The organism is Intestinimonas timonensis (assembly GCF_900626145.1).
GTDB lineage: Bacteria > Bacillota > Clostridia > Oscillospirales > Oscillospiraceae > Intestinimonas > Intestinimonas aquisgranensis.
On the sequence record NZ_LR130816.1, the window covers coordinates 577,285 to 589,468 of the forward strand.

Annotated in this window: 12 protein-coding genes and 1 pseudogene; 7 read left to right on the forward strand and 6 right to left on the reverse strand. The window is 62.7% G+C overall.

The features are described from left to right. The first annotated feature begins 58 nt into the window (after nucleotides 1-58). Nucleotides 59-1,933 (forward strand): VanW family protein, encoded by a 1,875-nt coding sequence (locus E0E29_RS02950; protein ID WP_130848568.1) that lies wholly within the window; start codon nucleotides 59-61, stop codon nucleotides 1,931-1,933. Next, nucleotides 1,930-2,853, forward strand: a complete 924-nt coding sequence (locus E0E29_RS02955; protein ID WP_130848569.1) for a DUF975 family protein — start codon at nucleotides 1,930-1,932, stop codon at nucleotides 2,851-2,853. The genes E0E29_RS02950 and E0E29_RS02955 overlap by 4 nt, the downstream gene beginning before the upstream one ends. A gap of 470 nt (nucleotides 2,854-3,323) precedes the next feature. Here the strand turns inward: E0E29_RS02955 and E0E29_RS02965 are convergent, their stop codons facing one another. Continuing rightward, a complete protein-coding gene (locus E0E29_RS02965; RefSeq protein WP_130848571.1) occupies nucleotides 3,324-3,770 on the reverse strand; it encodes a hypothetical protein in 447 nt (148 codons plus the stop codon). 74 nt (nucleotides 3,771-3,844) lie between these two features. Between E0E29_RS02965 and E0E29_RS02970 the strand changes: the two genes are divergently transcribed. Continuing rightward, nucleotides 3,845-4,525, forward strand: coding sequence for a DUF2461 domain-containing protein (locus E0E29_RS02970; RefSeq protein WP_130848572.1), 681 nt, complete (start codon nucleotides 3,845-3,847; stop codon nucleotides 4,523-4,525). A gap of 77 nt (nucleotides 4,526-4,602) precedes the next feature. Then, nucleotides 4,603-5,334, forward strand: coding sequence for a polysaccharide deacetylase family protein (locus tag E0E29_RS02975; RefSeq protein WP_130848573.1), 732 nt, complete (start codon nucleotides 4,603-4,605; stop codon nucleotides 5,332-5,334). A gap of 88 nt (nucleotides 5,335-5,422) precedes the next feature. Here the strand turns inward: E0E29_RS02975 and E0E29_RS02980 are convergent, their stop codons facing one another. The 5 genes and pseudogenes from E0E29_RS02980 to E0E29_RS03000 all read right to left on the reverse strand — a co-directional run bounded on the left by E0E29_RS02980 (nucleotide 5,423) and on the right by E0E29_RS03000 (nucleotide 9,024). Continuing rightward, nucleotides 5,423-6,280, reverse strand: a complete 858-nt coding sequence (locus tag E0E29_RS02980; protein ID WP_130848459.1) for an IS3 family transposase — start codon at nucleotides 6,278-6,280, stop codon at nucleotides 5,423-5,425. Next, nucleotides 6,277-6,591: an imidazolonepropionase gene (locus E0E29_RS02985; RefSeq protein ID WP_130848458.1), complete on the reverse strand. Its 315-nt coding sequence runs from the start codon at nucleotides 6,589-6,591 to the stop codon at nucleotides 6,277-6,279. Before E0E29_RS02985 ends, E0E29_RS02980 begins: the two co-directional genes overlap by 4 nt. A gap of 104 nt (nucleotides 6,592-6,695) precedes the next feature. Next, nucleotides 6,696-8,051, reverse strand: a pseudogene (locus E0E29_RS02990) (NCS2 family permease). Nucleotides 8,052-8,098: 47 nt separating this feature from the next. Then, nucleotides 8,099-8,386, reverse strand: a complete 288-nt coding sequence (locus tag E0E29_RS02995) for a DUF1294 domain-containing protein (RefSeq protein WP_130848574.1) — start codon at nucleotides 8,384-8,386, stop codon at nucleotides 8,099-8,101. Beyond that, a complete protein-coding gene (locus E0E29_RS03000) occupies nucleotides 8,383-9,024 on the reverse strand; it encodes a hypothetical protein (protein ID WP_130848575.1) in 642 nt (213 codons plus the stop codon). Before E0E29_RS03000 ends, E0E29_RS02995 begins: the two co-directional genes overlap by 4 nt. Before the next feature lie 217 nt (nucleotides 9,025-9,241). Here E0E29_RS03000 and E0E29_RS03005 point away from each other — a divergent pair, with 217 nt between their 5' ends. Genes E0E29_RS03005 through E0E29_RS03020 form a run of 3 tightly spaced genes read left to right on the forward strand, consistent with a single transcriptional unit; the run spans nucleotide 9,242 to nucleotide 12,109 of the window. Then, nucleotides 9,242-10,456, forward strand: coding sequence for an AfsR/SARP family transcriptional regulator (locus tag E0E29_RS03005; protein ID WP_165449770.1), 1,215 nt, complete (start codon nucleotides 9,242-9,244; stop codon nucleotides 10,454-10,456). Between the two features lie 4 nt (nucleotides 10,457-10,460). Continuing rightward, a complete protein-coding gene (locus tag E0E29_RS03015; RefSeq protein ID WP_165449771.1) occupies nucleotides 10,461-11,177 on the forward strand; it encodes a class E sortase in 717 nt (238 codons plus the stop codon). Further along, complete coding sequence (locus E0E29_RS03020; protein ID WP_341273094.1) at nucleotides 11,174-12,109, forward strand: transglutaminase-like domain-containing protein; 936 nt, start codon at nucleotides 11,174-11,176, stop codon at nucleotides 12,107-12,109. Before E0E29_RS03015 ends, E0E29_RS03020 begins: the two co-directional genes overlap by 4 nt. Nucleotides 12,110-12,184: the final 75 nt, after the last annotated feature.

The window sequence follows — 12,184 nt, forward strand, 5'->3', positions numbered from 1 at the left end:
ACCGGCCGGTCCTCCAACGGGTATGGACCGGGAAGCGTGTAATTGGAGGCATCCGTTTATGGAAGAGAAAAAGTCCGGTAAGCGGCTGGCAAAGCCTGACGGCGAAGCCAAGAAGGGCCGGCGGGGACTCCTCGCCGCCGGGATATTGGTGGCGGTGCTGGTCGCCGGCTATCTGGGGCTGTGCACCTGGGTAGGGGCCAGCGGCACCACCCTGCCCGGCACCACCGCCGGGGGCGTGGAGCTGGGCGGACTGACCCGGGACCAGGTGGAGCGCCGCCTGGATGAGGAGCTCAAGCAGAGCTATACCGGGAAGGAGATTACCCTTCAGGTGGACGGCACCAGCCAGAGCTATACCGTCAGCGGCAGCGTGCTGGACGTGGATACCAGCGCCGTCACCGACGCCGCCTGCGGCCTGAGCCAGGGGAATTTCTTCAGCCGGGGCTGGCGGCTCATCCAGTCGCTGCTGGGCGGCAATGACATCGAGGTCCCCCTCAGCTATACCCAGGAGGGGGAGTCCCAGGTGGACGCCCTGCTGACCCAGATCGAGTCCGAGCTGGGCGGCGGTGTCCAGGAGACCACCTGGGAGGTCCAGGGAGATCAGCTGGTCTTCCACATGGGCACCCCAGGCCGTGCCTTTGACCTGAGCAATACCAAGGCCGACATTCTGGAGGCCTTTGCCGGGGAGAGCCAGGAGCCTCTGGTCCTCTCCACCGTCACCACCGACCCCGCCGACGTGGACGTGGAGGCTGTCCACGACCAGGTCTACGCCGAGGTGCAGAATGCCGCCCTGGACAAGGAGACCTTTGAGATTACGCCCAGCGTCACCGGCCTGGACTTCCAGGTCGCCGACGCCCAGGCCGCTCTGAAGGACGCCGACTGGGGCAGCGACGTGTCGGTGGCCCTCACCGTCACCGAGCCCACCGTCTCCACCGAGAGCCTGAAGGAACTCCTCTTCCGGGACGTGCTGGGCGAGGCCAGTTCCAGCGTCTCCGGCTCCTCCAACCGAAAGAGCAACGTGAAGCTCTCCGCCTCGGTGTGCGACGGCATCATCCTGCTGCCGGGCGAGGTCTTCTCCTACAACAACACCACCGGCAGCCGCACCGCTGACAAGGGCTACCTCCCCGCTCCCTCCTATGTGGGCGGCAAGTCCACCGACGAGGTGGGCGGCGGTATCTGCCAGACCTCATCCACCATCTACTACGCCGCCCTCAACTCCAACCTGAAGATCGTGGAGCGGCACAACCACATGTTCGCCGTGGGCTATGTCCCCGACGGCATGGACGCCACCGTGTGGTACGGCGCCTCCGACTTCCGCTTTGAAAATGACACCGACTACCCCATCAAGATCGTCACCGAGTACAAGAACAGCCGCCTCACCGTCCAGATCTACGGCACCAAGACCGACGATCTGTACGTAAAGATGACCAACAAGGAGCTCTCCTCCACGGCCTGGAGCACCGAGTACAAGGTGGACCCCTCCCTGCCCGCCGGTACCACCAAGACCGAGCAGACCCCCTATCGGGGCCGGGTGGTGGAGGCCTACCGCAATGTCTATGACGGCAACGGCAACCTGGTGAGCTCCACCCTGGAGAGCAAGAGCACCTACAAGATGCGCAACCAGATCATCCTGGTGAGCCCCTATGATGCCGCCCAGTACGGCCTCACCGAGGCCGACGGCGCCATCATCACCACGCCGTCGCCCTCTCCCACCACCACAACCCCGGCGGAGACGACACCCGCCACCGCCGCTCCCAGTGCCACACCGGTGCTGCCGGCGGAGCCCCAGCCGTCGGCCACCCCAAGCGCCGCGCCTTCGGAGACCCCGGCGCCCAGCGCCGCACCGTCGGAGACTCCGGCCGCCAGTGAGACCACTCCCGATATCGGCATCCCCCTGACCACAGCGCCCCAGAACACAGAGGAGGCCCAGGCATGACAGAACATCCCAGCCAGCAGCGCAGAGCCCTGAAGTTTCGGGCCAAGCGTACCTTCTTCCGCTTCATCCGGCCCTGCCTGGTGTGTACCTTTTTCCTCATCCTGCTCTCCCTGCTGGCGCAGCTTTTTTCCGTGGTGAGCGGAGGAACCTTCTTCTACACCATCATGGATGTGCGGCAGTTCCCCATGTCCACCGGCATCTGGAAGGCCGATGCCACCGCCATGACCAACCTGCTGGCCCTGCTGGGCCTGGAGAGACTGGGAGACCTGGGCGGACTGGTCTTTTCCATCCGCTATGAGGATGCGGGCCAGGTGCTGGTGTTCCCGGTGGCCTGGCGTCAGGTGGTGGACGTGGTGATCATCCAGGGCATCGTGCTCCTGGTCACCGCCCCCCTGAGCTACGGAGTGCTCAGCCATTACCGGGGCTTCCTGGAGGGCCGGGTCCGGCCCTTCCGGGCCCTCTTCGGCTGGTATGTTGACCTGCGCCTCACCGCCAAGGCACTGGCCGTCCAGGTCATCCTGACCGTGTGGCGCCTGCTGGCCACCCTGCTGTGCCTCCTGCCCGGTATGTTCTGCGTCGTGGCCGGGACCATCGTCCCCAACGGCAAGATCATACTGCTGTTGTCCAGCCCCGCACTCCTGCTGGGGCTGCTGGCGGGGTACTACCTCTATGTGCTCCTCCTCCCGGCCCGCTATGTGCTGGCCCGGGACCCGGCAACCTCCGTACCCCAGGCCTTCTCCAAAGGGCTGGGCCTGCTGGCCGGACGCCACCTGGAGTATTTCAAGCTCAATTTCTCCTTCCTGCCCTGGCATATCATCTCCATGCTCCTCTACGGCGTCCCCGACCTCTTCGTCATTCCCTATGTGCAGATGTCCAACTTCCTCTTCCTGGACCCGCCGCCGGTGCCGGAGAATCTGTAAGAATAGGACGAGCTTTGTGAAAACAACGGCGTGCCGCGAACGCGGCGCACAAAAAATGCCGTTACTTTTCCGGCCGGTATCCGACCGGAAAAGTCCTCGCTCTGCTCGCCGCACCGCCCCGGAAGGGCGGGTGCGGGGCATTCGATCCCATGCGAGGCGGGCGGCTGCCCCCTCGCACTCCCCCGCAGGAAACGAAGGAAAATTCTCCTGGGGATAGGCTTTGGAGAAAGCGAAGACGGCGCGCCGCTGATGCGGCGCGCCGTCTGTCCGCAGCCCGGGTCAAAGGGTGCAGACGCCCTCCCGTACTTCACCGGCGAAGGTGTAACGATAACGCAGACCGATGGCCTGAGCGGTGGCGCCGGCCGGTTCCCGCCAGGTGAGCAGGGCCTGCCCGCCGGCGTCCAGACCGGGCAGCACCGGCTCCTCCGCCGGACGGCCCTCNGCGGCGCGCCGTCTGTCCGCAGCCCGGGTCAAAGGGTGCAGACGCCCTCCCGTACTTCACCGGCGAAGGTGTAACGATAACGCAGACCGATGGCCTGAGCGGTGGCGCCGGCCGGTTCCCGCCAGGTGAGCAGGGCCTGCCCGCCGGCGTCCAGACCGGGCAGCACCGGCTCCTCCGCCGGACGGCCCTCGATGCGCAGGCTTCCCGGCTCTATGGTGCCGTCGGGGGCCACCTCCACCCGGTCCATGGGCAGGGAGGAGTGGTTATACACCGTCACCGCCCGGACAAGACCCTCCCCGTCGGGCCAGGTCCGGGTCTCGCCCCCCAGCTCCACAAAGTGGAGCAGGGAGGTCCCCTGGGGGGAAAATACCCCCAACAGACGCCGGGGACCATCCACGGCCTCCAGCCGCAGGTCCCCTTCCCACCGGCAGAGCAGCGGCTCCGGCCGGTGGAGACAAAACGCACATTGATCCATGCAGTATCCCTCCGTCCCATCTTATGCCGCCGGACCGGCGGTGTGTCCGGGAGCGGAGGGGAGAGGAGTTTACCATGTTTCAGGGATTTTCCGACCGGACCATTGACTTTATGTGGGGGATCCGGTTCAACAACGAGAAAAGCTGGTTCGAGGCCAACAAGGAGACCTATCTCCGGGACTTCTACCAGCCTATGCGTGAACTCAACCGGGAGGTGTGGGAACGGCTCAACGCCGCCGCGCCCGACCTGGGTCTCTTCGGCAAGGTGAGCCGCATCTACCGGGATGCCCGGCGGCTCCACGGCCGCGGCCCCTATAAGGACCACCTGTGGTGGAGCATCCAGCGGCCCACCGACGAGGAGTTCGCCCGGCGGCCGGTGCTCTGGTTCGAGCTGGAGCCGGAGGGCTGGTCCTACGGCATGGGCTACTACCAGGCCCCGCCGGTCACCATGGCCAAGCTGCGCCACCGGCTGGACCACGACCCCGCCCCCTTTGAGAAGCTGGTCCGGCAGATCAAGAAGCAGGACCGCTTCACCCTGGAGACGGAGGACTACAAACGGCCCAAGGGCCATCTGAGCGCCCTGCTGGACCCCTGGTACAACGCCCGCAGCTTTGCTCTGAGCCGGGATCACAAGGGCCATCAGCCCGTTCTCTACTCCCACGACCTGGTGGATCTGGTGGGAGAGGACCTGGAAACGCTGCTGCCCATCTATCGCTATATCCTGTCGGTGGAGGCCGACCCCGACCCTCGGAACTGATACGAAAAAATTACCAGAAAAACAAGACCGCCCGCCGGACATACTGTTTGGGAACGAACAGCAGATGGGGGGCGGTCATGTTGTCGAGAGGGAGGAAGTACCGCGCGGCGGCGGCCCTGGTCCTGCTGCTGCTCATCGCCTGGGCGGCGGCCCCATGGATGGCGACCGCGTCGGTGCCGGCGGCGGCCTGGACGGCGGCGGAGACCCCCAAGCTCATCGCCCTCACCTTTGACGACGGTCCCCGCCGCTCCACCACCACCGCCCTGCTGGACGGTCTGGCAGAGCGGGGGGTGAAGGCCACCTTTTTCCTCATCGGCAAGCAGCTGGAGAACAACGAGGACCTCATCCGGCGCATGGACGCCGAGGGCCACCAGATCGGGATTCACACCTACGACCATGTCTCTCTCACCGGTCTCTCCAAGGCCGACTTCGATGCCCAGGTAGCCGTCACCCGGCAGAAGCTCATGGACATCCTGGGCCACGACGGCTTTCTCCTCCGCCCGCCCTACGGCGCGGTGGACGATGCCGTCCGCAAAAATGCCGGCTGTCCCATCATCCTCTGGTCCATCGACCCGGAGGACTGGGGAGACCAAAACGCTGCCCGGGAGATCGAGCACGTGGTGGCCAACGCCAAGGATGGCTCCATCATCCTTCTCCACGACATTTTTTCCCCCAGTGTGGAGGCCGCCCTGGCCATTGTGGACCGGCTCCACGCCCAGGGATATCTCTTTGTTACGGTGGAGGAGCTCTTCGCCGCCCGGCACATCACCCTGGAGGCTGGGGAGGTCTACCGCGACGCGTACCCGTAAAAAAAGACCGGAGGTCCTGTTTGAAGGTGAACTGCCCCAGATTGTGCGGACAGTACAAAAAAGAGCCCTTAGTAGGAAAGATTAAGTTTTAAGCGGAGAGGCGTCGCGCCAGCGGCGCCTCTCCAGTTTTTAACTGGATGCGCTCATGGTTATAGAAGTAAATATAGCGGTCAATCATCTCATTGGCTTCGGAAAAGGTCGCCGGTTTGTGGCGGTAAATACATTCTGTTTTGAGGATAGAGAAGAAATTTTCCGCCATGGCGTTGTCGTACGGGTTTCCTTTCCTTGACATGGATGGTGTGATTCCGTATGCTTGAGTCAGATTGAAGTATGCTGCAGAGGTGTACTGAAATCCTTGGTCGCTGTGGAGCTGCAACTCCGCAGCGACCCTCTTTTTCTCCTGTTTCATTGCCAGATGAACGGTATCCAGAACCAAATTCACTGTCTGCTGGGTTCCAGTCTTGTAGGCGATGATGCTGTTGTCATAGAGGTCCCGGATTATGGAAAGGTACAGCACACCCTGCCTGGTGTGGATGTAGGAGATGTCTGTTACCCATTTGCTGTTAGGTTTGTCCGCATGGAACTCCCTGTTCAGCAGATTCCTGTATTTGTGTGCCTGCCGCCCCATCTGCTGCCATTTCCTGCGGCGGCGGATCTCCGAGAGCAGATCATATTTCTTCATGATTCGCAGCACAGTTTTGGGATTGCAGAAGATATTCCGGCTTTTCAGCCACAGCCACATCCGCCGGTAGCCGTAGGTGCGGAAGCTGCGTTCCCGCTGCTGTGCGATGAGCCCCGCAAGAGCCGCATCCTTTTCTGGCTTGCCTAGGCGATGGACAAAAGCATAGTAGCCGCTTCTGGACACTCCAAAGAATTTGCACATGACTGCCACTGGATACTCTGTCCTGTGACGATAGATGATATGATACTTTACCTTTGCTCTCACTTCCTTTCTGTGAAGCGCAGAAAATCCCGCAGTAGTTTATTTTCCATGCGAAGCCGTTGGATCTCACAGGCCTGCTCTGCCACAACGTCTCCTGGCGCAGCATCTTTTCTCGGCCGTCCTTTCGGTCGTGGGCGGATTCCGGCTTCCAGTTTTCGTTCTTTACGGCGCTCACGCTCAAGTAGTCTTTTTACCACCTGCTTATTCCGGAAGCCATAGTATTCTGCGACTTCCCGCTGTGTTTTCCCCTCTGCCAACATGGCCTTGATCTCTGGTAAAAGCATTTGAACGTGTGTGTAATTTCGTTTCTTCATGACAAAACCCCCTGATGTAGTCTATTTTCCTACATCAGGGGGGCTTTTGTCACTGTCCGTTTTTACTGGATCTGTTCAAGGACCTCCGGTCTTTTTGCATTTCTTCAGAAGAAAAAGTATTTGAGGATAAAGAGCACGGCCAGCACACACAGGGCGGGATTGAGGGAACGGCGCTTCTCGCCGCCGGCGGCCAGGTGGATGACCACATAGGAGATGACGCCCAGAGCGGTGCCCTCGGGAGATGGAGTAGAGGAAGGGCATGGCGGTCACACACAGGAAGGCGGGGATGGCCTGGGCGTAGTCGGAGAAGTCCACCTTCAGGATAGAGCCCATCATGAGGAAGCCCACCACCACCAGAGCGGGGGCGGTGGCGAAGGAGGGGATGGCCAGGAAGATGGGGGAGAGGAAGAGGGACAGGCCGAAGAGGGCGGCGGAGAAGAGACCGGTGAGGCCGGTGCGGCCGCCCTCGGCCATACCGGCGGCACTCTCGGCGAAGGTGGTGACGGTGGAGGTGCCCAGCACGGCGCCGGAGAGAAGGGCGCACTTCAGCCGGGGCAGTCTCCCCTTTTCGTCCAGCAGGTCGGACTGGGCGGCCATGCCCATGATGCCGCCCAGAGTGTCAAAGAGGTCCACAAAGAGGAAGGCAAAGACCACTAGGGCGAAGTCTGGGGTGAGCAGCTGGGAGAAATCCATCTGTCCCAGGGTGGGCATCAGGCTGGGCACGCCGAAGCCGCCGGAGAAGTCGGGGATGAGGCTCCCCTTCACCGACGGGTCGTAGAGCCCCACGAGCTGGCAGAGGATGCCCAGGGCCCAGGTGGCCAGCATGCCCCAGAGGATGTGGCCCTTCACCTTCCGCACCATGAGCACAGCGGTGAGGAGGATGCCCACGATGGCCAGAGCCACGGTAATGCCCACGGTGGAGAACTCTCCGGCGTTGGCGGAGAAGTTGTACATGGCCACCAGGGTGGAGGAGTCCACCACCAGCCCGCAGTTCTGGAGGCCGATGAAGGCGATGAAGAGGCCGATGCCCGCCGACACGGCGTGCTTGAGGCTCATGGGAATGGCGTTGAAAACGGCTTCCCGCACCGGAGTGAGGGAGAGGAGAATGAAAATGATACCCTCCACAAAGACGGCGGCCAGGGCCATCTGCCAGGAGTAGCCCATCTTCAGCACCACGGTATAGGCGAAGTAGGCGTTGAGGCCCATGACCGCCGAGAGGACGAAGGGGTAGTTGGACAAAAGGCCATGAGCACCGTGGCCACGATGGAGGCAAGGCAGGTGGCGGTAAAGACGGCTCCCCGGTCCATGCCGGCGTCGCTGAGGATGAGGGGGTTGACCGCCAGGATGTAGGCCATGGTCATAAAGGTGGTGACACCGGCTGCCGCCTCAGTGCGGACGGTGGTGTGCCGCTCCTGGAGGCGGAAGGTCCGCTCTAGGAACCCGCTGTGGGAGGAGGACATGGTCAATGCGCTTCCTTTCTGATGCCCCGATGGGGCAGATGATTGGCTCAGCCCAGAGCCAGCCAGAGGAGGAGGGCGATTTGGAGGACGGTGAGCAGAGGGAAGCCAAAGCGGAAATACCAGTGGCGGGTCTTGTGGCGGAAGACCTGCATGGCCAGGGTGCCCCCCAGAGCGCCGCCCAGGAGGGCAAAGAGCCACAGGGTGGACTCGGGGATGCGCCAAGCATCCCGCCGGGCCTTCCACTTGTCCACACCCATGAGGGCAAAGTCGATGGCGCTGGTGAAGCACAGCCACAGGGCAACCACCGCCCAGTGGTCTGCCAGGAAGGCCCTCATACGCCTACCCCCGGCGCCACCAGGCCGCCACCCAGCTTGGTGGTCTGGAACCACAGCCGGAAGTCCACGGCGTACTCCTTGCCGCTGTCAAGAAGGGTGCACAGCTCGGTACCGTCCCGGCGCTCCTCTAGGGCGATGATGGTCACCCAGTGCCAGTCATCCAGGCCCTCCACCTCGCCGCTGTGGAGGTTGAGCCAGGCCACCGGCTGGTCGGCGCCCAGAGCGGAACGGAGGAAGGCGGTGCACTGGTCCACGGTGGGCCGGGCCAGCCGCAGCCGGGGGATGTCCAGCTCCCGCAGGGGCAGCGTGACCCCTTTGGAGGCGGCAAACGCACCAAGCCCCTTGGTGAAGAGATGGGTGGTGTTGACCCCGTGCTTGCCGGGGGTGACAAACTTCCACATCTCCTCCATGAGCGCCAGGACGTCCTTCTGCGCCCAGCTCCCAGAGGGATACAGGGGGGCGCAGTCCTTCCGGGTCTGGGCCAGATAGCTGGTCATCACGCTGGCGGTGGTGGGGCCGCAGCCGGCCTTCTTCTGCCACTCGTCGGAGTACCAGAGCTGGTCGGCCCCCTGCCAGGATCGGCTGCCCTGGGTGACGGTGAGCAGTTCGGGACGGCTGATCGAATAGTTGGTTTCCATGACGGTCTCCCTTCAGACGCCCATGCGGCGTCCCATTGGACATGATGTTCCATTTTACATCACCTTTTTTGGAAACGCAAGGGAGGGGACATTTGGCGAGAAAAACCACCAAATTCTTTTTGCAATTTTCCACAGTCTGGATTATAATAAATGCTGAATACGTATGCGCGGACGCCGCGCAGAAGATCAAGTATGGAAATGTTAGGTGGTGTGGGCCTTGAAACAGTCTGCAACGCCAGAGATCGTGAAGACCGTCTCAGTATCCCTGCTGGGCGGCTTTGCCCTGGAAGTGGACGGGGCCTCTCTGACGGACGATATCAATCGCTCTTTGAAGCTTTGGAGCGTGCTGGCCTATCTGACGCTGCACCGGGAGCGCGCAGTGCCCCAGTCGGAGTTCATCGAGCTCTTCTGGCCGGATGACCACAGCTCCAACCCGGTCAACGCGCTCAAAACGCTGCTCTACCGCATCCGTGCCATGCTGGAGCCGCTGTTTGGGCAGGAGATCCAGCCCATCCTGTCCCAGCGCGGAGCCTACATATGGAACCCGGCGGTGGGATGTACCCTGGACATCGACCGCTTTGAGGAGCTGTGCCGCCTGGGCGGTGACACCCAGCGGACGGCGGAGGAGCGCATGACCTCTTACCGGGAGGCGGTAGAGCTCTACAAGGGGGATCTGCTGCCCAAGCTCAGCCACCAGATGTGGCTGGTGCCCATGGCCGTCCGGTACCATACGGCCTATATCGCGGCCGTGAAGGACTTTGCCGTCCTGCTGGATGAGGCCGCGCTCTACGAGGAGATGCATGAGGTCTGCGCCCGGGCCAGCGACCTGGACAACCTGGACGAGGGGCTGCACACCCTCATCGTCCGCGCCCTTCTGCGCCAGGGCAAGGATGCCGCCGCTCTGGAGCACTACGAGAAGGCCACCGACCTCCTCTACCGCAACCTGGGGGTGCGCCCCTCTGAGGAGCTGCGGTCCCTCTACAAGGAGATCATGGCCACCGAGAAGACCCTGGAGACCGACCTGGGGGTCATCATGAACGACCTGCGGGAGGCAGCCGCCCGGCCGGGAGCCTTCGTGTGCGAGTATGGCTTCTTCAAGGAGGCCTACCGGCTGGAGGTCCGCCGGGCCATCCGCAGCGGCACCTGCGTCCACCTGTGCCTCATCACCGTCTCCCTGCCTGACGGAGGCATGCCCCAGCTAAAGGTGCTCTCCAACACCATGGATCAGCTCCTGGATGTGCTGGTGAACAACCTGCGCCGGGGGGATGTGGTGTCCAAATTCAGCGGCGCCCAGTATGTCATCATGCTCCCCGCCGCCAACTATGAAGACAGCAACATGGTCATGGACCGGGTGGTCCGGGCCTTCTATCAGCAGCACCGGAGGAGCTTTTTGAAGCTCACGGTCCGGGTGCGGGAACTGGAGTTAAACTGAGCCTATGAACAAAAAAACGAGAAGCGTACTCATCGCGGTCCTGGCGGTGGTGGCCGTGGTCTGTCTGGCCGTGGCCCTCTGGTCCTTTAACGGCGGGGAACCGGAGCCCACCCCCACGCCCACGCCGGTGGTTACCCCCAGCCCCACGCCCACGCCGGAGCCCACCGAGACGGGGGACCCCGACCTGGTGGACGGCCTGCCCGTGGGAGCCTGGCCCATCACCGAGGAGCGCAAAAACTATGTGGAGGACAGCCTGACCCTCTACATCCCCTGCATCGGCATCACCCGTGCCGTCCACGACGGCACCGACGAGGCCACCCTCAACCGGGGCGTAGGCCTCTATGAGTACGCCCAGCTGCCCGGTGAGGGCAACCGCAACGTGTCCATGGCCGGACACCGCAACGGCATCGACAAGAACGGCAACATCACCCCCTATGCCCCCTTCTATTACATCGATCAGGTGGGGGAGGGCGACTACCTCTATCTCTACGACAGCGAGCACGTCTACCGCTACATCTATGACAGCACCTGGGTGGTGGAGCCCGACGACTGGAGCCCCATCGCCACCACGGGCTACTCCTGCATCACCATCACCTCCTGTGAGCCCATCGGCATCTCCGACCACCGGATTATCTGCCGTGGGGTGCTGGACCAGATTTTTGACTACACCGAGGACTTTGACTTTATCGCCAACGCATCTGAGGAGGGCGAGACTACATGAGCATGAAACGAAATATCCTGAAGCGGGTGGGCGCCCTGGCGCTGGCCCTGGTGCTGCTGGGCGCCGCCGCCCTGGTGGTGGGCGCCGCCGGGCAGGACGCCAAGGCGGAAAAATCCGCCACCCTGCCCCAGAAGGCGGCACCCAAGACCGGCGTCACCGTCTACTCCAATGAGAAGGCCAGCGTGGACGCCTCCAACCTCTCTGAGGGCTGCCTCATGGTGAAGTACACCGGCGGCAAGAACGTCCGCATCAAGGTGCAGATCACCAAGAGCGGCGGAGTCACCTATACCTATGACCTCAACAACGCCGGGAATGTGGAGACCTTCCCCCTCACCGAGGGTGACGGCACCTACACTGTGAAGGTCTTTGAGAACACCTCGGGCACCAAGTACGCCCAAGCCTTCTCCACCTCGGTGACCATGACCCTGCGCAACGACTTCCTGCCCTTCCTCTACCCCAATCAGTACGTGAACTACACCATGGACTCCCAGACCGTGGCCGTGGGCACACAGCTGTGCACCAACAAGACCGACGACCTGTCCAAAGTGACCGCCGTCTTCGACTGGGTGGTGGACAACTTCACCTACGACTATGACAAGGCCGCCACCGTCCAGTCCGGCTATCTGCCGGTGGTAGACACGGTCCTGGCCGCCAAGAAGGGCATCTGCTTCGACTATGCCGCGGTGATGACCGCCATGCTCCGCAGCCAGAACATCCCCTGCAAGCTGGTGGTGGGCTACGCCGGTGAGACCTATCACGCCTGGATTAATGTGTATGTAGATGGTGTGGGCTGGATCGACAAGGCCATCTACTTTGACGGCCAGAACTGGACCCTGATGGACCCCACCTTCACTTCTACCGGCAACCGCAGCCAGTCCATCATGCAGTACGTCACCGACTCCACCAACTACACCCAGAAGTACGCCTACTGACGGCCGCCTGAAGGCGCCGTGCACCTTCCCGCATCGCCACCGATCTCGGGCGGCCCCGTCCGGGCCGCCCGACGC

Bases quoted from the DNA above. Each gene is read 5' to 3' on its own strand.
- E0E29_RS02970 (WP_130848572.1), top strand. From the start codon at position 3,845: ATGTTTCAGGGATTTTCCGACCGGACCATTGACTTTATGTGGGGGATC.
- E0E29_RS02955 (WP_130848569.1), top strand. From the start codon at position 1,930: ATGACAGAACATCCCAGCCAGCAGCGCAGAGCCCTGAAGTTTCGGGCC.
- E0E29_RS02965 (WP_130848571.1), bottom strand. From the start codon at position 3,770: ATGGATCAATGTGCGTTTTGTCTCCACCGGCCGGAGCCGCTGCTCTGC.
- E0E29_RS02950 (WP_130848568.1), top strand. From the start codon at position 59: ATGGAAGAGAAAAAGTCCGGTAAGCGGCTGGCAAAGCCTGACGGCGAA.
- E0E29_RS03015 (WP_165449771.1), top strand. From the start codon at position 10,461: ATGAACAAAAAAACGAGAAGCGTACTCATCGCGGTCCTGGCGGTGGTG.
- E0E29_RS03020 (WP_341273094.1), top strand. From the start codon at position 11,174: ATGAGCATGAAACGAAATATCCTGAAGCGGGTGGGCGCCCTGGCGCTG.
- E0E29_RS02985 (WP_130848458.1), bottom strand. From the start codon at position 6,591: ATGAAGAAACGAAATTACACACACGTTCAAATGCTTTTACCAGAGATC.
- E0E29_RS02995 (WP_130848574.1), bottom strand. From the start codon at position 8,386: ATGAGGGCCTTCCTGGCAGACCACTGGGCGGTGGTTGCCCTGTGGCTG.
- E0E29_RS03000 (WP_130848575.1), bottom strand. From the start codon at position 9,024: ATGGAAACCAACTATTCGATCAGCCGTCCCGAACTGCTCACCGTCACC.
- E0E29_RS02975 (WP_130848573.1), top strand. From the start codon at position 4,603: ATGTTGTCGAGAGGGAGGAAGTACCGCGCGGCGGCGGCCCTGGTCCTG.